Source organism: Yimella lutea (assembly GCF_006715095.1).
Lineage (GTDB): Bacteria > Actinomycetota > Actinomycetes > Actinomycetales > Dermatophilaceae > Yimella > Yimella lutea.
This window is the reverse complement of record NZ_VFMO01000001.1, coordinates 1,461,434-1,480,586: the sequence shown is the minus strand read 5'-3', so window position 1 is coordinate 1,480,586 and position 19,153 is coordinate 1,461,434. Positions and strand designations below refer to the sequence as shown.

The window sequence follows — 19,153 nt, the reverse complement described above, 5'->3', positions numbered from 1 at the left end:
TCGATTTCCGTCATGGGACGACCTTCCGGGGTTGACGTCGCGTGAGGGTCAAGTCCGCTGCGAGAATCGGCGACATGGATCTGTCACCCGTCACGCTGACCGGACGTCTGGTACGGCTCGAACCGTTGTCCCTCGATCATCACGACGGTTTGGTGGAGGGGACGCAGGACGGTCAGATGTGGGACCGCTGGTACACGTCCGCCCCCGCCGCGGACGGTGTCGCGCCGATGATCGAGCAACGGTTGGCGATGCGGGATGCCGGAACAATGGTTCCGTTCGTTGCAGTTCGGTTGCGGGACAACGCGGTTCTGGGCATGACCTCGTTCTACGACATCCGGCACGACGTACCGCGACTGTCGATCGGGTACACGTGGAATCGTGAATCGGCCCATGGCTCGGGCACGAACCCGGAGTCGAAGCTGCTGCTCATGACGCACGCTTTCGACGTTCTGGGTTGCGCCGCAGTGCGATACGAGACCAGCTGGTCGAACCAGCAGTCCCGTACCGCGATCGAGCGACTCGGCGCGCGGCTCGACGGCGTCCTGCGCGCCGACAAGGTGGAACGCAACGGGGCGCTGCGCGACACCGTCGTCTACTCGGTGCTCGCTCACGAGTGGCCGTCGGTCAAGGCCAACCTGGAGCACCGTCTGCGCCACCGGTGATCAGCCGGCGATCCGGCTGTACAGGTACATGTCGCGACGCTGGTCGCCGACCCATTCCCAGCTGCGGAGCAGCCCTTCGCGCTCATAGCCGCAGGCTTCGGCGGTACGCCAGGAGCCCTCATTCCACGGCTCGACATACAACTCCAGTCGATGCACCTGATCGAATCGGAGCGCCCAGTCCGTGATCGCGGCCAGAGCTGCCCGCGCGCGTCCCTGACGTCGCTGCGCCGGTACGATCCAGTACCCCACCGATGCTCGGCCGAAGCTCAGGTTTCGTAGCGCCAGGCTCAGTTGACCCACGGCATCGTCGGTGTCGCGATCAGCGATCGCGAACGAGTAACCCCACCCCTGGGAGAATCGTCCGTGCTGACGCGCCAAGTAGGCCTCCAGTTCGGCCGGCTCAGGATTGCTCGGGACCGTGGTGATCAGCGGAATCAGTGGATCGTCGCTCACTGACGCGACCAGCGGCGAATCCTTGGGTGCGAACTGTCTGAGTCGGATCGAGCCGGTCTCGATGAGCGGCATGTGGTCGGTGAGCACGTCCCCACTATGCCGCTCGGAGAGGGCCCTGCGGGTGGACGAAGGCTGGCACTGAGGCGTCGCTTCACGGCTGGTTGAGCCATGCGCCCGACGAAGGAGGGCGCATGCGCCGAAACCCGGTGACCTTGAACGGTTACCCGACCATACGGGGCTGATTCATGAAGCGTCGTGCACGGAGTCGGGGTAGGTGACATACGTGCGGCCCGTGCGGGAGGTCCAGCTGCAGACTCCGTCGTCGCTCATGTGGTAGTCCCAGTGCTTTTTGGTCTTCGCGTCATGGTGGTGTCGGCAGAGTGCGGCGAGGTTGTGCCCGTCAGTGGGTCCCTGCGGCCATTCGACGACATGATCGATGTCGCACCTGATGGCGGTCCTAGTGCACATGGGGAACCGGCAGGTTTGGTCGCGTTGTTGGACGAACTCCCTCATCCTTGATGTCGGCTCGTACGCCGTCGTCGAGGTCTCGCAGGTGACTCCGGTGTCGGCGTCGACCAGTGCTCGGGTGAGGCGGCAACCGAACTGCTCGATCAACGCGTCGAGCACATCGGGCCGGATGAACCCGATCCCGGCGATCCGTGCCCAACCGGCTTTGTACGCCCGGGCGGTTTCACCTGTTTCTGAAGCGAATTCAAAGTCGTCCGGGCCTCGCGGTGATGAGGCGGACTGTCCGGGTGGTGGTGATCCGTCGTCCGGGGACGCCTCGGGCTCGTGTTCCGCGTCGTCGGTGGCACGCTTGGCCGCTGTTGCAGCCTGTTGCTCTTCACGAACGACAGGGATCTGGATGACGACCTGGTAGCTGACGTCGGCGCCTTGGGTGACGAGGTCGTGCAACGCGCCGAGGCGCAGTTGTCCGAGCGTCGGCTTCGATTCTCCGGTGTCGCTGCTCTCACTCGGGGATGGGTTCTTGGACCGTTGATCAGCCAATTGGTCGACGGCTCCGTAGATGCGGGCGATCTGGTCGGCCGGTCCGATGGCGCACAGTTCGGCCATGCCCGGGATGTCGGAGGGGCGCACCCAGACACCGGTGGCTTCTTTGGCTTCCTTCTGGCGGGTCTTCTTCGCGGCTTCCTCTTCCCACTGGGTCACCAGCGCCCGCGCGGCGGTCTTCACTTTGAGGAAACCCCAGGTGTTGAAGCCTTTGGTGTCGAGCAGGTGCTGCTCGACCCGGCGGGACGTCTCGGGTGAGGCGTTCACCAGTTCCGAGGCAACGAGGCTGACTTTCCAGTACGGGATTGAACCCTCGACCGCCGCGGCGAGCAACCCGGGAGTTTTGGTGCACGTATCGATGGAGTTGCTCATCTTGATCGACGCAGTGCGGGGTGCCATCTGACAGGCAGCCGCCACGTCGGTGTCCGCGAACGACGCCTGATGACCGAGCGCGTCCTCGACCTTCGCAGTGACACCGGTGTCGGAATCGACCAACTCTTCATCGATCGCGGCGTACCGCGCCATCGCCATGGCTTGAACGGCTTGCGAGGTGGAGGCGAGGTGCGCGGATTGGGTGATGGCTTCTTCGAGCATGAGGTGATCGCCGGGGTCGATGGGCCGTCCGGTGGCAATGGATCCGGTGTTGCGCACGGCGTCTGATTCGAGCCGGTGAAACGCTTCCCGGGACAGCCGGTTCGCGAATGTCAGGACTTCCGCGGGTGACCCCAAAGCGTTCAGAAGCTGGTTCAACAAACGCTGCTTCGGGTCTGAAAGTGCTTGCAGCAGAACGAATTCCACCGGTGAGACCGGTTCGTAGAACTCGTAGCTGATGGCCATGAAGAAACTCTAGGCGGGACCACCGACAACCTCTCTTGCCTTGACGTTCGCCAACAACAAGGGGGATGGAAGTCGGCCCGCGGGGTCGGTCGGCGGATACGCCATCGTCCGGAATATCGCTCGCGGCTCAGATCTGTGGTTGATAGACAAGCTCCGTGGAAGAGCAACTACTGGAGCGCTGGCGAGCCGAAGAACGCGACCAACCCGAGGGCTGGGACTTCTCCTCCTTGGATGACCGGATGACCGAGTCGCAGGAGCCGTGGGATCTCGACGCTCAGTACCGTCAAGCTCTGGGCAACGCTCAGCACGTGCTCGACATGGGGACGGGCGGTGGCGAGTACCTCCTCCGGTTCGCCGATCTTCTTCCCGCCGACACCACCGCTACTGAGGGTTGGCAGCCGAACATCTCTGTCGCACAGCGCAATCTCGCCCCGCACGGCATCGAGGTCATCGAGTACGGCGCGCCGGACGAGGACGTCGACTCGGTGCGAATGCCGTTCGCCGACGACCGTTTCGACTTGGTCCTCAACCGCCACGAGTCGTACTCGCCTCATGAGTTGGCACGCGTGATTGCGCCGGGCGGCACCGTGCTGACCCAGCAGGTCGGCGGCGACGAGTGCGCGGAGATCGGCGGGTGGTTCGGCCAGGCTGCAGCCCTCCCCCACGTGAACTTCGCACAGTTCCGAGAAGAACTGCAGGACGCCGGCTTCTCGGCGGTCGACGGGGCCGAACACGTCGGCGTCTACACCTTCGAAGATGTCGCTGCGCTGCTCGCCTACCTGCAACTCGTGCCATGGGAGACACCCGACGACTTCAGCGTCGACCGGTACCAGGATCGACTGCTCGACCTCCACCGACGAAGTTCCGGCGGACCGATCACAATGACTCGAAAGCGATTCTGGCTCAAAGGAGTTCGACAATGATCATCCGACCCGAGACCCCAGCCGACTTCCCCGCGATCCGGAAGGTCGTGACCGAGGCGTTCGAGGCGCAGGCCGAGGCCGACCTGGTCGATCGCAGCCGCACCGGCAGCGAGTACCGACCTGACATGGCGCCGGTCGCCGTCGAGGCCGACCAGATCGTCGGCCACGTCATGATCGACGGGTGTTGGGTTCGCGGCGAGCACGGTGATCGCGAGATCGTCATGCTCTCGCCGCTCGCCGTACTGCCATCCCATCAGCAGCACGGCATTGGTTCGACGTTGATCAAGGCTGCTCTCGACGCCGCCGATGAGGCAGGTGAGCCGCTGGTCACGCTCGAGGGATCCCCGTCCTTCTACGGCAAGCGCGGGTTTGTCTTCGCCGGCGATCACGGACTGTCGCTCCCGATGCCGGACTGGGCTCCCCACGAGGCCGCCCAGGTCTACCTCCTGAGCAGGTACGACCCGGAGGACATGTCACTGCAGGGAAGGGTCGTCTACCCGCCGTCCTTCGACGAACTGGGCTGATTCGCCGGCTCAGCCAGTCAGTTCCCTTGTGCGACGGACGATCTCGGTGTCAGGGAGCAGCAACGACCGATCGAGTTCTTCCGGCGGCAGCCAGACGTGCCAAGGCTGGGACATCGGTGCGGACAATGGCTCGATCATCGTGCGCACTGCGTATTCGCCGATCGATCGGACGGCGTTGGCCTGCTCGGGTGTGTAGCGGCCTTGGGCCACGGCGGCGTCGAGTTCGTCTGCGTCCTTGAGCCAGACGTCCTGCGTGCCGTCCCGTCCGGCGTCGACCCACAGGTCGAGAACGAGGTCGGACGAATGCGTTCGATCTTCACCGGTGACCGGACGGGAATGCGGGAGTTCCAGATTGACGTACCAGCCATCGAACTGCCCCTCGCCCGACCAGAAATACCACACCGACCAGGGCATCCCGACCGGCGCAACCCGCAGCACACCGTGTCCTGTCCAGGACCGCTCGGCCATCTTCCACGGCAACGTGAACCGTTGCTCGATGGGGACCTCCCGCGCCCGGCGGTCGTCGATTCCGACGGCGGCAAGACCGGCGGCGCCGCTAGGGATCCATGCGACGAGGGAGTCGGCATCGTCCGCGACGACCCGGGCTGTGTCGATGCTGCGGCTGTAGTGCCAAGTGATCTCCTGGCCGAACGGGAATCGTTCGCTCGTTCCGTCGTCCACCACGAGAACGGTCCCGGTGCGGTCTCGCACGTCCGCCTCGGCGCGGCACAACTCGATCGCCTCCGCCACCGGGATCGGATCAGCGACGATCGGCTCCCACCCCTCGCCGCGGCGTCCGATCAGAGTGATCGTTCCGCCACTGGGCGTGACGTCGGTCGATCCGATGGGAAGTCTCACGGCCACGAACCTACCCCGAACGAAACGAGCGCCCCGGAACCGTGTGGTTCCGGGGCGCTCGTTGTGCTGACTCGAGGTCAGTCGCGGGTCAGCTTGCGGTAAGTGACGCGGTGCGGACGAGCCGCCTCGGCACCGAGGCGCTCGATCTTGTTCTCCTCGTAAGAGTCGAAGTTGCCCTCGAACCAGTACCACTTGGCCGGGTTCTCCTCATCGCCTTCGTAGGCAAGGATGTGCGTCGCGACGCGGTCGAGGAACCACCGGTCGTGGCTGATGACCACGGCGCAGCCCGGGAAGTCGAGCAGCGCGTTCTCCAGCGAACCGAGGGTCTCGACGTCCAGGTCGTTGGTCGGCTCGTCGAGCAGCAACAGGTTGCCGCCCTGCTTGAGGGTCAACGCCAGGTTGAGGCGGTTGCGCTCACCACCGGAGAGCACGCCGGCCTTCTTCTGCTGGTCGGGGCCCTTGAAACCGAACTGCGACACGTACGCACGTGACGGGATCTCGACCTGACCGACCTGGATGTGGTCGAGCCCGTCGGAGACGACCTCCCACAGGGTCTTCTCCGAATCGATGCCGCCGCGGCTCTGGTCGACGTAGGAGATGTTGACGGTGTCGCCGACCTTCACCTCTCCGCCGTCCGGCTCCTCGAGGCCGACGATCGTCTTGAACAGGGTGGTCTTTCCGACACCGTTCGGACCGATGACGCCGACAATTCCGTTGCGGGGCAACGTGAACGACAGTCCGTCGATGAGAGTGCGGTCGCCGAAGCCCTTCTTGAGGTTCTTGACCTCGATCACCTGGGCACCCAGCCGCGGGCCCGGCGGGATCTGGATCTCCTCGAAGTCGAGCTTGCGAGTGCGGTCGGCCTCGGCCGCCATCTCCTCGTAGCGCGCCAGACGAGCCTTGCTCTTGGTCTGGCGGGCCTTGGCGTTCGAGCGAACCCACTCGAGTTCGTTCTTCAGACGCTTGGCGAGCTTGGCGTCCTTCTTGCCCTGCACCTGCAGGCGTTCCTGCTTCTTCTCCAGGTAGGTGGAGTAGTTGCCCTCGTAGGGGTAGAGGCGACCGCGGTCGACCTCACAGATCCACTGCGCAACGTTGTCGAGGAAGTACCGATCGTGAGTCACGGCGAGTACGGCACCGTGGTAGGCCTCAAGGTGCTGCTCCAGCCAGGTGACCGACTCGGCGTCGAGGTGGTTGGTGGGCTCGTCGAGCAGCAGCAGGTCGGGCTTGGACAGCAGCAGCTTGCACAGTGCCACGCGGCGACGCTCACCACCGGAGAGCACGGTCACGTCAGCGTCCGGCGGCGGGCAGCGCAGGGCGTCCATCGCCTGCTCGATCTGGGAGTCGAGATCCCAGGCGTCGGCGTTGTCAATCTTCTCCTGGAGCTTGCCCATCTCCTCCATGAGGGAGTCGAAGTCGGCGTCGGGCTGGGCCATCTCCTCGGAGATCTCGTTGAAGCGGTCGAGATCCTTCTTGATCTGACCCATGCCTTCTTCGACGTTGCCGCGAACGTCCTTCTCCTCGTTCAACGGCGGCTCCTGCAACAGGATGCCGACGCTGTAACCGGGCGACAGGCGAGCCTCGCCGTTGGACGGCTGGTCGAGTCCGGCCATGATCTTCAAAATGGTCGATTTGCCCGCGCCGTTCGGGCCGACGACGCCAATCTTGGCGCCGGGGAAGAACGACATGCTCACGTCGTCGAGGATGACCTTGTCGCCGACGGCTTTGCGCGCCTTGGTCATGGTGTAAATGAACTCAGCCATGCCCGTCAGGCTATCGGTGGGCGCGGCGCCCTCCCAATCGAGCGCCGCACCCGTGGTCAGGCCGGCACGCCCTCGCGCTGCATCTGCTCCTGTCCGACCTCGCTTGGCTCCTCCCGCTGGGGACGTCGGAACTGGGCGGTGCCGCGGCTGAGGTCATGCCCGACGGTGGACGCGGTGACGACGACCTTCTGCCGCTGGCCGCCGTCCTGGCCCTGCCAGGAGTCGACACTGATTCGACCGGTGACGATCACCGGGTCGCCCTTGTGCAGTGAACTCATGACGTTCTGCGCGAGGTGGTTCCAGCAGTCGACGTCGTAGAACGTGGTCGACAGGTCGCGGTACCCGCCCGTCTCCTTGTCACGGGTCGACGGAGTACACGCGACGGCGAACCTCGCCTTGCGCGATCCGCTGTCGAAGTCGTGCACCTGCGGGTCGGCGGTGAGGTTGCCGGTGATGGTGACAGTTGCGTGGTTGCCCATGGTTCTTCCCTTCGAGGATTGCCGGCCGACCGTTCGGCCTGGTCGAACCTTCGTCCCGGGCGCGGGGATGCGAAAGCCGCCGCCGTCCGGGTGTGGACGACGGCGGCCTCGATCGTGGGCTGTGGAGAACTCAGCGTGCCGCCTGGTCGAGCGCCTCGCGAGTCGCCCGGTGCTCGGCGAGCACGGCTCGCACGGGCGCCACCAACTTGATCTCACCGACCTCGGACACTGCGTCGCGCAGGCGGCGTTCGGCGGCAGCGCGCCGACGACGTCCGCCCTTGGCGGCGAGGAAACGCGAGAGCACCGCAAGCAACAGCCCGAGCAGGAGCCCGCCCGCGAGCATGAGCACCGGGATCGGGATCCAGCCCCACGTGGGCACATCGAGCTGAATCTGAGCAAAGCCAAGACCTGCCAGCAGCAGCAGCCACAGCAGACCGGCGAGGGCGATCGCCGCGAAGAGCCACTGCAGCATCGAGAACACGGTCCACCAGACCGGGTCGCGATCGCGCAGCTTGGTACCCATCACCGCCTGGTCGAGCGAGTCGCGTAGGTCGTCGTTCTGCGGCGAAGCGGCGTCGTACACCGCGTCCGCCCAAGGCTGCGGGAGCCCCTCGGCGGCCCGCTCACCGAGCCGGCGAGTCGCCAGGTCCACCGCCGCCAGAGCCGCCGGCGAGGCGGGCGGCAGCGAGGAACGGCCGAGAGCACGCTGCCCCTCGGACCGGCTCAGCTGCGAGGCGACCTTGTCCAGGCCCAGGCGAGAAAGCGGCGCCGGGCGGAGCTTGTTGGCCCACCGGGTGAACGGCCACCCGCCGTGCGCAGCAGCGCGCTGCCGGTAGTCGCGTTCGACAGCCTGACCGATGACCGGCACGGCCGCGGCCTTGGCGAGGGCATCGGTGAGTTCGTCACCCGTTTTGCGCCCGAGTTCGGGCTCGGTGTCGGCGACGTGCTTGCGCAACTCGACCGCCTGCACACGCAGGTCGGCCGCCAGCCGCTGGTTGGCGGCATTGCGGTGGGCGACGACCTTTCCCAGGGTGGTGCGCAGCTCGTCCAGGCCGATGCCCTGGGCGGCCGAGGTGGCGAGCACCTTCACCCCGCTCAGACCATCACGCTCCAGCAGCTTCTCCAGGTCGGCGATGCAGGCCTTGGCCGCCTCGCGGCTGAGCCGGTCGATCTGATTGAGGACGACGATCGTCACCGCCGCGTGGCCGGCCATCGAGCGGATGTAGTCGTCGTGCAGGACGGCGTCGGCGTACTTCTGCGGGTCGGTGACCCAGATGAAGACATCCGACAGCTTCAGGACGCGGTCGGCCTCGTGCCGGTGCGCGATGACGTTGGAGTCGAAGTCGGGAAGATCGAGCAGCACGAGACCGTCGAGCGTCCCGGTGGTCGGTGCGGCGAGCGGCACCTGGTGCCGGGCTCCCACCCCGACCCAGTCGAGCAGCGGACCGGACGGATCCTCCCCCCAGACCGCAGCGGCGGCCTGAGAGGTGGTCGGACGCCGTGCACCGATCCTCGAAACCGGTTCGCCGACAAGCGCATTGAACAGGCTGGACTTGCCGCTTCCGGTCGCTCCGGCAAGTGCGACGACCGTGCGTCCACCGGCAATGCCACTGCGTTCGGCGACCTTGCGCTCCAGGTCGCGAACAACCGCGACATTGGACGCCGGGAGTCGCTCACCGCCGTGCTCGATCGCTGTCTCCAGCGCCTTGCCACGCTGCTGCAGCGCCTCGTTGCTGACGACGCCGCCAGACTTCCGCTTGAACAGATCGGGGCTCATCGTGCCGCCTTCACTGCCGCGAGCGCCGGGCCGATCCGGTCGTCCGTGGACGCCTGGCCGATCTCATCCGACAGCACTTTCTCGAACCGCTGCTCCTCGGCCTCGAAGAGTTCTGTGGTGCGCTCGAGGAGCAGGCGACGCGCCTTCGCGCTGAGCGTGCGCACCGCCTGATCACCGAAGATCGCTTCGAGCAGTCGCTGCGCGAGCACCGCCGATCCACCGGCGATGCCGACCTCGGCCCCGGTCAGGCCGGCGGTCGCGGAGAACGAGATGAGCATGAGCATGACCGCGATGCCGTTGATACCGAAGGCGAGGAACCGTGCGGTGGTGCGCCGCGAACCTGCTTCTTCACGCACCATGTCCATCACGTCGCCCTGCCAGTCGCGAACCGCACGCTCCACCTGCTCTCCGAATCCCTTTGACGCAGAGCCCAGTTCGCGATGCTTCTCGATGATCGGCGCCCCGCCGGGAGTGGTGCGCCAAGCCCGCGCCGAGGCGATCGCCGCAGTCTCCGCATGGTTGACCAGCAGAGCCGCGACGCCGGAATGCAACGCCTCGCCGAGGTTCTCGGCGGGTTCGGCACGCCCGCGTCCACGCAGTGCTCCGACGACCCGGTCTCGCATGCGCCCGACGCCTGCTTCGAGCTGGCGCAGCAGTTCTCCCGTGCCGACGAACTCCTGCCAACGCGCGAGCACCTCGCCACGCAGCAACGAACCGTCCTGGACACCTTCCTTCACGCCATCGAGCGCCGCGGAGTACGCCTGCTGCGGAGCCTGACGCAATTCGTCTGCGGCAGAACGCTGTTCCTGCGACAGCGACTGCAATGACCGACCGCGTTCGTTCAAGGAGTCCAGCGCGCCGTCGAGCGTGCGTCGGATGACGATGCTGCGGGCGTGAGCATCGGCAGCGAGGGAGCTCAGCCACCCGCGGATGCGAGTCACCTCGCTGACCGGAAGCATGCCGGTCTTGGACAACGTCGACTCCGCAACGGCGAAGACCGGCGACTGACCGAGTCCGCGCTCCATCAGCATCCCGGCGAGGTCGGCACGCACCTCCTCCATCGCGTCCATCGGCACCCGGTCGAGCACGACCGCTACCGACGTCCCGCGATGGATCGCCTGCTGCAGCAACTCCCACGGCACGGCGTCGGCGTAGCGGGTGGCGGTGGTGACGAAGATCCAGAGGTCGGCGGCACTGAGCAGCTGCCGGGCCAGGTCACGGTTCGCGGACACGACCGAGTCGATGTCGGGCGCATCCAGCAGCGCGAGTCCGCGCGGCACCGAAACGCTGGCGACAAGTCGCAGCGTGTTCGGGTCGTGGGCTCCGGCGGAGTCGCCGGTCAGCCGGGCCAGCTCGGGCAGGATGCGCTTGGTGGTGAACCAGTGCGCGTCGTCGGGGTGGTGGATGAGCGTCGATGCACGCGTGGTGGGTCGCAGCACGCCGGGCGTCGTCACGGTCTCCCCCACGATCGAGTTGACGAGGGTCGACTTGCCCGCACCGGTGGACCCACCGACGACCGCCAGCAAGGGCGCGTCGAGGGAGTTGGCGCGCGGAATGATGTAGTCGCGCAACTGATTCAGCAGATCACCACGACCGGCACGGGCCTGCTCGGCACGCGGGGTCTCCAACGGGAAGTGCGTCCCTTCGACGGCTGCTCGCAGTTGGTCGAGAGCGGCAGGCAATCGGGACGGATCAGGGACTTGACTCACGGGTAGGAGTCTAGAGTCCGCTGCGACCCCGGACGCCCACACCGATGGACCAACCTGCGGATGGCGCCCCCTGCAGGACTCGAACCTGCGACCTAGGGATTAGAAGGCCCTTGCTCTATCCAGCTGAGCTAAGGGGGCAACGGCGGGAAGTCTAGACCGACCCGCCGGTGGACGCGGTCAGCGCAGCGGGGTGCGCATCGGCGGGCGACCGATCGGCGTCCACTCGTAGTGCCGGTAGAGCGGTGTGCCGAGGAACGGGCGACGCAACATCCACAGCGCTTCGAGCAGCTTGTGTTCACGTGCGAACGAGTCGGGTCCGTGGTCGCCGCGGTTGATCCGGGCCCGCAGCATGGCCAGTTCGCTCGCGATGTCCTGGAACTGCTCCATCTGGAGTTCGAGCGTTTTGCCACCGTGGGACTTCGCCCAGGCACGCGCGTACCGGCGCTCCGACATGGACGCGAGCATCCGTACCTCGGGCGGAGACAGCCACGAACTGTCGACGTATCCCGACAGTTGCTCGCCGATCCTGGCCGACTCCCGGCGCCGGGCGATCACCAACAGAGCCACGAATGCACAGAACAGCGGCACCTGCACCAGGACGTAGGTGAGCAGCCAGCCCTCTTCGGCGAGGATCGCGAGCGCGTTCCATCCCATGTGCAACATGACGGCGCAGACGAAGCCGATGAGCGGCGGCAGGACGCGCATGGCGAATCCGCGGGATGTGGCCGCGATCCCCACGCCGATCCCGATGCAGATGGTGAACATTGGATGTGCGAACGGACTCATCAACACCCGGACGATGAACGTGCCGAACAGGCCCTCTTCACCGGAGTCGGCATAGCCGTTGGCGAGGTAGACAATGTCCTCGACGAACGCGAAGCCGGCCGCACACAGGCCGGCGTAGACCATTCCGTCGACGATGCCGTCGATCTCCTTGCGGCGGAACACGATCAGCAGGATGAGTGCCAGACCCTTGAGGGCCTCCTCGACCGGCGGAGCGACGAAGATGGCGACCGGAGCGTTGTTCTCCGCCGTCGCCCCGATCAGGTAGCCACCGATGTCGTTGAGCAGTGCGGCACCGACCGTCGCGACGCACGCCCCCCACAGGAACGCGAACAGCAGCATTCCCCACGGCTCGGGTTCGAACCGGTCGAGCCACAGGAATACCGGTACGACGATGCCGAGCACCACAAAACCTGTCGCGATGCCCAGAACCGTTGCGGTCAGCCCGGATTGAGCGTGCAGACTCGCCAGAACCACAGCGAGGCAGAGCCCGAAGAAGACGATCCCGATGGTCCAGGAGATGGCGCGACGCAGCAGCGGACGCCGTCCGTTGAGGTGTGCGAGCTGCGCTCTGGACAGCGTCCGGACACTGTCCGGTGGGATCCCCATGGCGAAGACCCTACCGACGATCGGCTTCGTGCGGCTCTAGGCTGCAGGGTGTGAGTGAGGACAAGACGAGCAACGAACGCATCATTTGGATCGATTGCGAGATGACCGGCCTCGACCTCGAGGCGGACGCCCTGATCGAGGTCGCGGTACTGATCACCGACTTCGAGCTGAACCAGATCGGTGACGGCATCGACGTCCTCATCAAGCCCGAGCCGACCGCGCTCGAGCAGATGAACGAGTTCGTCCGCGACATGCACACCAGCAGTGGGCTGCTCGACGAACTCGACCAAGGCGTGACGATGGCCGAAGCCGAGCAGCAGGTGCTGGAGTACATCCGCCAGCACGCCCCGGAAGCCGGCAAGTGGCCGCTCGGCGGCAACTCCGTGGCCACGGACCGCGCGTTCCTGGCCCGCGACATGCCGGAACTGACCGCCCACCTGCACTACCGCCTCATCGATGTGTCATCGATCAAGGAGTTGTCGCGTCGCTGGTTTCCCCGCGCGTACTTCAACGCGCCGAAGAAGGGCGGCGGTCACCGCGCCCTGGCCGACATCACCGAGTCCATCGCCGAACTGCGCTACTACCGCGAGGCGGTGTTCGTGCCCCAACCCGGGCCAGACTCCAAGACGGCCCGCGCGCTGGCCGCCAAGCACGTCGTCGGGAACGAAAGCGAGACCACATCCGGCTGAGCCGGGGTTGGTCAGAAGCACTGTCGGAGAGCAGGTAGGATAGTCCGCGCTGCCTCACGTAGGCGGCATCTGCATGGTGGGTGTAGCTCAGCTGGTAGAGCACCGCGTTGTGGTCGCGGTGGTCGCGGGTTCAAGTCCCGTCACTCACCCCATGTGAGAAGGCCCGATGACCAATCGTCACCGGGCCTTCTTCGTGCCTGTCGCCGCGGTCAGAGTCCGCGAGCGGCGTACCAGTCGTTGCGTCGCTTCTCCCGCTCCGTGGCGACCTGCTGTTCCAGCACGCTCGGCGCCGGGGGCGCACCCTGCGGCCCTTCCGCCTCACCCGGAACGAACGCCTTGCTCTCGGCGGTCGGTTCGAACGCCTTCTTCTCGCGTGCCTCCTGTGCCTTGGCTGCGTTCGCCTCAGCCTGCTCCACCTTGAAAGCCTGACGACGGGACTCGCGCTCGGCCAGGATGCGGTCGCGCTCGGCACTCGGACGCGGGGCGAACTGCGCGCGCACGGCGTCCACCGCCTCCCACTCCTTGGCCAACGGCAAGGCGTCCTTGTGCGCCTTCTCCAGTTCGCGCCGCTCCTTCTCCTTCTCGGCCTGCTTCTTCTTGACCTTCGCCTCCTGCGCGGTCTTACGTTCACGCACCTTGCGCTCCTGCGCGGCGGCGATCAACGCTTCCTCGCGACGGGCGTCACGTGAGTTCTGGACGTAGACGGCGGCGTCGTTCGGGTCGGTCGGCATCGACTCACGGGTGCGCGTGGGTCGCGTCAGGACGGTAGCCGGCTCACGGTCGACCGGCGCCGAGCCGTTGCCCACCTTGCCGTGCTGGCTCGGACCCATCGCCAGCCCGAAGTCGCGCGCGGTGGCGGTCTCGGCATTGTCACGGCCGGTGTAGGCGTCCATGCTTCCTCCGGAGTTCACTCGCAGCTCGATCGCGTCGGCGACCTGCTTCTCGTCCTTCTCGATCTTCTTGTCGATGCCGTCGGTGTCGCGGGCCGGCAGCAGGATCAGGCGTTCGGCCGGGAGCCCGGACTTCAACTGACGGGTGCGCAGCAGTTCGGCGTCGAGTTCGGCACCGAAGAGCATCGCGAGGTTGGTGATCCACAGCCACAACAACAGGATGATGGCGCCGGCGAACGCACCGTAGGTCTTCTGGTAGCTCGCTCCCTGGGTGAAGCCGATGTACATGACGAGTGCGATCGAGGCGAGCACCCAGACGATGAAAGCGACCATCGCGCCGGAGCTGAACAGTCTGCCCTTGGCCTTGCGAACGTTCGGCGTGGCGCGGTACAGCATCGAGATGATGCCGATGACGACCAGAGCGACGAATGGCCACTTGACCAAGTCCCATACGAAGACTGCAGTGCTGCCCAGGCCTATCGCGTTACCGACTTCCTCGGCCACGCCGCCGCTCAGCACGAGAGAAAGAGCCACCAACACGATGAGGATGACCTCGATCGCCGTGATGAGCAACAGCGTGCCCTTCAACTTCACGAACGAACGACCCTCGTCGACCGCGTAGATCTTGTTGAGGGCCCGGCTGAAAGCGCCGACGTAACCCGACGCCGACCACAACGCACCGGCGATACCGATGAACAGAGCGAGTCCACCACCGGGGGTGGCCTGGACATTGTCGATGAACGTGGTGACCGTCGACAACTCGCTCGGGCTCTTGCCGATGATGCGACCGATCGACTCCACCAGCTTGTTCGTCGTCTCCTTGCCGTCACCGAAGATATTCAGCAGCGAGATGACGGCGACGAGTCCGGGGAACAGCGATTGCATCGAGTAGTAGGTCAGGGCAGCCGCGACGTCGGTGCACTGGTCCTGGGAGAACTTGGATCGAGCGCGCCCGAACGCGACCTTCCAGTCGGGCTTGGCGGGTGACTCCGGGGGTTCGTCGAACGGCCGGTCAATCACTTCGTCGTGCAGGACGGTCATGGGTTTCAGGTCCTCCGAGGCAGACAGTTACTACCAGGGAACCTACCGAGAATCGGGGCCGCGCGGGCATTCGCGCCCGGTGGCACTTGGTCGCGACACGGCGAGCGCGCGCTTTCAACCGGCCGCGCTCAACCGATTTCACACTGGCCCGGGCCGTGGGGTAATGTTCTTCCTCGTTGCGCCATTAGCTCAATTGGCAGAGCAGCTGACTCTTAATCAGCGGGTTTGGGGTTCGAGTCCCTGATGGCGCACCAGTCACGAAGGCCAGGCAATCCGCCTGGCCTTCGTCGTTATTCGCGCACGCCGCAAGTGTGCGTGGACACCCACGACGCGCCGCTGTTGTCTTCATCACACTTCCTGGCAAGATGGCCGAACGTGCGTGCATTGGCCAAGACATCGGCAGCCCCCGGACTTGAACTCATCGACGTTCCAGAACCCGCCGTCGGCCCCGGCGAGGTGAAGATCCGGGTGCTGCGAGCAGGTTTGTGCGGCACCGACCTGCACCTGCAGCAGTGGGACGACTGGGCGTCCTCGATCGTCAAACCGCCGCTGGTCATCGGCCACGAGTTCTACGGCGAGGTCGTCGGGATCGGTCCCGGCGTCGACAGCGTGACCGTCGGGCAGCGTGCGTCCGGTGAGGGCCACGTGGTCTGCAACGAGTGTCGCAACTGCCGCGCCGGCCGGCGACAGGTCTGCATCCGTACCAACAGCGTTGGTGTCAATCGCGACGGCGTGTTCGCCGACTACGTCGTGATCCCGGCGTCCAATGTGTGGGTGCAGCCGGCCGACATCGATCCCGACCTCGGTGCTGTCTTCGACCCGTTTGGCAACGCCACCCACACTGCACTGTCCTTCCCCATGGTCGGCGAGGACGTCCTCATCACCGGCGCCGGACCCATCGGCGTGATGGCGGCCGCGATCGCCAAGCACGTCGGCGCACGGCACGTCGTGGTCACCGACGTCTCCGACTACCGCCTCGAACTGGCCCGCGGCGCCGGCGCCGACCGGGTCGTCAACGTGGCGCAGCAACGGATCGCCGACGTCCAGAGCGAACTGGGCATGCGCGAGGGCTTCGACGTCGGCCTGGAAATGTCGGGCAACGCGCAGGCAATGGCCGAGATGATCGACAACATGAACCACGGCGGACGCATCGCGATGCTCGGCCTACCCGGTGACGACTTCGCTGTCAACTGGGGCCGGGTCATCACACACATGCTCACGATCAAGGGCATCTACGGCCGCGAGATGTACGACACCTGGTACGCGATGAGCGCGATGCTCTCGACCTCCCCGGAACTCAAGCGCGCCGTACAGTCGGTCATCACCCACCGTTTCCCCGCCGAACAATGGCAGGACGCGTTCGCTGCGGCCCGATCGGGCAACTGCGGCAAGGTCATCATGGATTGGAGCTGAGATGTACGCCATCAAGGACCAGCTGAGCGCGTCGTTGCGTGAGATCGACGACGCCGGACTCACCAAGCGCGAGCGCGAACTGACCACCCCGCAGTCCTCCCACGTCGCCACCACGGCCGGCGAGGCACTGAATTTCTGCGCGAACAACTACCTCGGTCTCGCCGACCACCCCGACGTTGTCGCTGAGGCGCGAAAAGCGTTGGACGAGTGGGGTTTCGGCATGGCCAGCGTGCGTTTCATCTGCGGCACCCAGACCCAGCACCGCGACCTCGAACGCGAACTGGCCGACTTCTCCGGCACCGACGACGCGATCCTCTACTCCTCCTGCTTCGACGCCAACGGCGGCATCTTCGAGGTGTTGTTCGAGGCGCAGGACGCGATCATCTCCGACGAGCTCAACCACGCCTCGTTGATCGACGGCATCCGCCTGTCGAAGGCCAAGCGGTTCCGTTACAAGAACGCCGACATGGACGATCTGCGCACCCAGTTGCAGGCGGCGAAGGACGCGGACGCGCGCCGCGTGGTCATCGTCACCGACGGCGTCTTCTCCATGGACGGCTACTACGCGCCGCTGGAACAGATCTGCGACCTGGCCGAGGAGTTCGGCGCAATGGTCATGGTGGACGACTCGCACGCCGTGGGTTTCGTCGGCGAAGGCGGACGCGGCACGCACGAGCACTGCGGCGTGATCGACCGCGTCGACATCGTCACCGGCACCCTCGGCAAGGCCCTCGGTGGCGCTTCCGGTGGCTACGTCGCCGCACACCAGGAGATCGTCGACCTGCTGCGCCAGCGGTCTCGTCCGTACCTCTTCTCCAACGCCGTCGCGCCCTCGGTGGTCGCCGGGTCGCGCAGGGCACTGGAGCTGGCTCGCTCATCGGGCGAAGGACGCGCGCAGCTGCGCCGCAACACCGAGCTGTTCCGTGAGCTGATGACCGACGCCGGTTTCGAGTTGCTTCCCGGCTCGCACCCCATCACCCCGGTGATGTTCCCCGGCGAGGACGGAGCGCGCCAGGCCGCACAGGTCGCCGATGCGATGTTGCGGCGTGGCGTCTACGTGATCGCCTTCAGCTACCCGGTCGTCCCGACGGGCAAGGCCCGCATCCGCGTCCAGCTGTCCGCCGCCCATTCGGAGGACGACGTGCGCACCTGCGTCCAGGCGTTCATCGACGCGCGTTCCGAGGTGCTCGGCTCCTGAACCGAAATGACTGCGGGGCAACCGATTCGGTTGCCCCGCAGTCATTTTTTCACAGATAGAGACCGGTCGATCCGTCGTCCACCCGCTGGGCCGCAACCGCGTGCAGGTCGCGTTCGCGAAGCAGGATGTACGTGCGGCTCTGCAGTTCGACCTCGGCCTTCTCGTCCGGGTCGTACAGCACCCGGTCACCCAGCTGCACCTGCCGGACGTGTTGCCCGACGGCTACGACCTCGGCCCAGGCCAGTCGCTTGCCCATCGCCGCAGTGGCCGGGATGACAATGCCGCCACCGGACCGCCGTTCGCCGCCCTCACCGTCCGCCTTGACGAGCAGACGGTCATGCAGCATCCGAATCGGAAGGTTGTGCTCCTCAGCCACGGAGACGGCGCAGCAGGCCGAGCACGAGCAGGAACGCTCCGGCTCCGCCGACCATCTTGCCGACCTTGTCCTCGGCGACGTCGCCGTCGGAGGTGCGGGTCATGTCGTTGGCCTTCAGCTTGAGTCCCTCGACCTGACGCTTGGCAACCTCCTTGGGCTGCGCGCGGAAGGCGAGTTCGTCGATGGTGCTTGCCAAGCGCTGACGGGACGCCTGGAGTTCGGCCTCGATCTCCTTGGCGTTCTTCGGTGCCGGCTTGTCGGCCATGGGGTTACTCCTTGAGGTTCGTGGACTGCCTGAGACGATAACGCAGACAGACCCGCCAGTACGTTCGGAGGACCCCATGACTCGTCTCGCAATGTCGGATCCCGCACCCGACTTCACCCTGCCGTCCAGCGAGGGCGGATCGGTGTCACTGTCGGACTACCGCGGACGCCACCTGGTGATCTTTTTCTACCCGGCCGCGATGACCCCCGGCTGCACCAAGGAGGCCTGCGACTTCCGCGACAGCCTCGCCGGCCTGGCCGAGGCCGGCTACGACGTCGTCGGCATCTCCCCCGACCCTGTCGCCAAGCTGGAGAAGTTCGTGGAGCAGGAGTCGCTGACCTACCCGCTGCTGTCGGACGAGGACAAGTCGGTGCTCGAGGCGTACGGCGCCTACGGCGAGAAGAAGCTCTACGGCAAGACCGTCGTGGGCGTCATCCGCTCCACGATCGTCGTCGACCCCGAGGGCAAGGTCGAACTGGCGAAGTACAACATCAAGGCCACCGGCCACGTCGCGTCCCTGAAGAAGGCCCTCAAGCTGGCCTGAGCCGCGTCCTGCAGAAATCCGCGCACCTCCTGGATCGACGCATGTTCCTACCTGCGCGGAATCCACGCAGGGATTCCGGTGATCTAGTCTTGGTGCGCTTGCGCGAGTGGCGGAATTGGCAGACGCACCAGGTTTAGGTCCTGGCGCCTTCGGGTGTGGGGGTTCGAGTCCCCCCTCGCGCACTTTCGGTCCCCGACGCAGACTCGCTTGCGAGCGATGAACGGCAGCGTGGACGCGGCCAGGACATACGCGCCAAGCGATGAGATCTGGTTGAAGAGCTGGAAACCGTCCGCTCCCAGTCGTCGGCGTAGCGCCGCGTCACGCTGCGGTCGCGCACCCGCTGCGCGATCGT

The 19,153-nt window shown here is 65.9% G+C and carries 18 protein-coding genes and 4 tRNA genes; 10 read left to right on the top strand and 12 right to left on the bottom strand.

From position 1 onward, the window contains the following. Positions 1 to 74: 74 nt before the first annotated feature. Positions 75 to 662: a GNAT family N-acetyltransferase gene (locus tag FB459_RS07040; RefSeq protein WP_141927950.1), complete on the top strand. Its 588-nt coding sequence runs from the start codon at positions 75 to 77 to the stop codon at positions 660 to 662. On the opposite strand, the gene FB459_RS07035 is transcribed toward FB459_RS07040, so the two are convergent. Both FB459_RS07035 and FB459_RS07030 read right to left on the bottom strand, forming a co-directional pair. Further along, positions 663 to 1,202, bottom strand: coding sequence for a GNAT family N-acetyltransferase (locus FB459_RS07035; protein WP_246092357.1), 540 nt, complete (start codon positions 1,200 to 1,202; stop codon positions 663 to 665). Between the two features lie 156 nt (positions 1,203 to 1,358). After that, on the bottom strand, positions 1,359 to 2,963 hold the full coding sequence (locus FB459_RS07030) for an HNH endonuclease signature motif containing protein (RefSeq protein WP_141927949.1): 1,605 nt from the start codon (positions 2,961 to 2,963) through the stop codon (positions 1,359 to 1,361). A 155-nt stretch (positions 2,964 to 3,118) separates the two neighbouring features. Here FB459_RS07030 and FB459_RS07025 point away from each other — a divergent pair, with 155 nt between their 5' ends. Both FB459_RS07025 and FB459_RS07020 read left to right on the top strand, forming a co-directional pair. After that, positions 3,119 to 3,886, top strand: a complete 768-nt coding sequence (locus tag FB459_RS07025) for a class I SAM-dependent methyltransferase (protein ID WP_246092355.1) — start codon at positions 3,119 to 3,121, stop codon at positions 3,884 to 3,886. Further along, positions 3,883 to 4,410, top strand: coding sequence for a GNAT family N-acetyltransferase (locus FB459_RS07020; protein WP_141927948.1), 528 nt, complete (start codon positions 3,883 to 3,885; stop codon positions 4,408 to 4,410). The genes FB459_RS07025 and FB459_RS07020 overlap by 4 nt, the downstream gene beginning before the upstream one ends. A 9-nt stretch (positions 4,411 to 4,419) precedes the next feature. On the opposite strand, the gene FB459_RS07015 is transcribed toward FB459_RS07020, so the two are convergent. The 7 genes from FB459_RS07015 to FB459_RS06985 all read right to left on the bottom strand — a co-directional run bounded on the left by FB459_RS07015 (position 4,420) and on the right by FB459_RS06985 (position 12,385). Continuing rightward, the gene (locus FB459_RS07015) at positions 4,420 to 5,268 is read right to left on the bottom strand and encodes a DUF402 domain-containing protein (RefSeq protein WP_141927947.1); all 849 of its coding nucleotides are present in this window, start codon (positions 5,266 to 5,268) and stop codon (positions 4,420 to 4,422) included. Positions 5,269 to 5,345: 77 nt separating this feature from the next. Beyond that, complete coding sequence (gene ettA / locus FB459_RS07010) at positions 5,346 to 7,028, bottom strand: energy-dependent translational throttle protein EttA (RefSeq protein WP_129624866.1); 1,683 nt, start codon at positions 7,026 to 7,028, stop codon at positions 5,346 to 5,348. A 56-nt stretch (positions 7,029 to 7,084) separates the two neighbouring features. After that, the gene (locus FB459_RS07005; RefSeq protein WP_129624865.1) at positions 7,085 to 7,507 is read right to left on the bottom strand and encodes a single-stranded DNA-binding protein; all 423 of its coding nucleotides are present in this window, start codon (positions 7,505 to 7,507) and stop codon (positions 7,085 to 7,087) included. Between the two features lie 130 nt (positions 7,508 to 7,637). Beyond that, a complete protein-coding gene (locus FB459_RS07000) occupies positions 7,638 to 9,284 on the bottom strand; it encodes a GTPase family protein (RefSeq protein WP_141927946.1) in 1,647 nt (548 codons plus the stop codon). Next, positions 9,281 to 10,993, bottom strand: coding sequence for a dynamin family protein (locus tag FB459_RS06995; protein ID WP_129624863.1), 1,713 nt, complete (start codon positions 10,991 to 10,993; stop codon positions 9,281 to 9,283). The genes FB459_RS07000 and FB459_RS06995 overlap by 4 nt, the downstream gene beginning before the upstream one ends. A 61-nt stretch (positions 10,994 to 11,054) precedes the next feature. Further along, positions 11,055 to 11,131, bottom strand: a tRNA-Arg gene (locus FB459_RS06990). Positions 11,132 to 11,170: 39 nt separating this feature from the next. Beyond that, positions 11,171 to 12,385 carry a PrsW family intramembrane metalloprotease gene (locus tag FB459_RS06985; RefSeq protein ID WP_141927945.1) on the bottom strand — a complete coding sequence of 405 codons (1,215 nt, stop codon included), beginning with the start codon at positions 12,383 to 12,385 and terminating at the stop codon, positions 11,171 to 11,173. 41 nt (positions 12,386 to 12,426) lie between these two features. On the opposite strand from FB459_RS06985, the gene orn reads away from it, so the two are divergent. Both orn and FB459_RS06975 read left to right on the top strand, forming a co-directional pair. Continuing rightward, positions 12,427 to 13,074: an oligoribonuclease gene (orn, locus tag FB459_RS06980; RefSeq protein ID WP_425472372.1), complete on the top strand. Its 648-nt coding sequence runs from the start codon at positions 12,427 to 12,429 to the stop codon at positions 13,072 to 13,074. A 76-nt stretch (positions 13,075 to 13,150) separates the two neighbouring features. Then, positions 13,151 to 13,226: transfer RNA gene (locus FB459_RS06975), tRNA-His, on the top strand. 57 nt (positions 13,227 to 13,283) lie between these two features. On the opposite strand, the gene FB459_RS06970 is transcribed toward FB459_RS06975, so the two are convergent. After that, positions 13,284 to 15,005, bottom strand: a complete 1,722-nt coding sequence (locus FB459_RS06970; protein ID WP_141927944.1) for a YihY/virulence factor BrkB family protein — start codon at positions 15,003 to 15,005, stop codon at positions 13,284 to 13,286. 178 nt (positions 15,006 to 15,183) lie between these two features. Between FB459_RS06970 and FB459_RS06965 the strand changes: the two genes are divergently transcribed. From FB459_RS06965 to FB459_RS06955, 3 genes are all read left to right on the top strand, one after another. Continuing rightward, a tRNA-Lys gene (locus FB459_RS06965) sits at positions 15,184 to 15,259 on the top strand. Between the two features lie 121 nt (positions 15,260 to 15,380). Continuing rightward, complete coding sequence (gene tdh / locus FB459_RS06960) at positions 15,381 to 16,418, top strand: L-threonine 3-dehydrogenase (protein WP_141927943.1); 1,038 nt, start codon at positions 15,381 to 15,383, stop codon at positions 16,416 to 16,418. A 1-nt stretch (position 16,419) separates the two neighbouring features. After that, positions 16,420 to 17,616 (top strand): glycine C-acetyltransferase, encoded by a 1,197-nt coding sequence (locus tag FB459_RS06955; RefSeq protein WP_141927942.1) that lies wholly within the window; start codon positions 16,420 to 16,422, stop codon positions 17,614 to 17,616. A 49-nt stretch (positions 17,617 to 17,665) separates the two neighbouring features. Here the strand turns inward: FB459_RS06955 and FB459_RS06950 are convergent, their stop codons facing one another. Continuing rightward, entirely contained in the window at positions 17,666 to 17,962 is a 297-nt protein-coding gene (locus FB459_RS06950) for a GroES family chaperonin (RefSeq protein ID WP_129624966.1), read from the bottom strand. Between the two features lie 22 nt (positions 17,963 to 17,984). Further along, positions 17,985 to 18,257 carry a DUF3618 domain-containing protein gene (locus FB459_RS06945; protein ID WP_129624858.1) on the bottom strand — a complete coding sequence of 91 codons (273 nt, stop codon included), beginning with the start codon at positions 18,255 to 18,257 and terminating at the stop codon, positions 17,985 to 17,987. 76 nt (positions 18,258 to 18,333) lie between these two features. On the opposite strand from FB459_RS06945, the gene bcp reads away from it, so the two are divergent. Both bcp and FB459_RS06935 read left to right on the top strand, forming a co-directional pair. Next, the gene (bcp, locus tag FB459_RS06940) at positions 18,334 to 18,801 is read left to right on the top strand and encodes a thioredoxin-dependent thiol peroxidase (RefSeq protein WP_129624857.1); all 468 of its coding nucleotides are present in this window, start codon (positions 18,334 to 18,336) and stop codon (positions 18,799 to 18,801) included. A gap of 100 nt (positions 18,802 to 18,901) precedes the next feature. Continuing rightward, a tRNA-Leu gene (locus FB459_RS06935) sits at positions 18,902 to 18,983 on the top strand. Positions 18,984 to 19,153 lie beyond the last annotated feature (170 nt).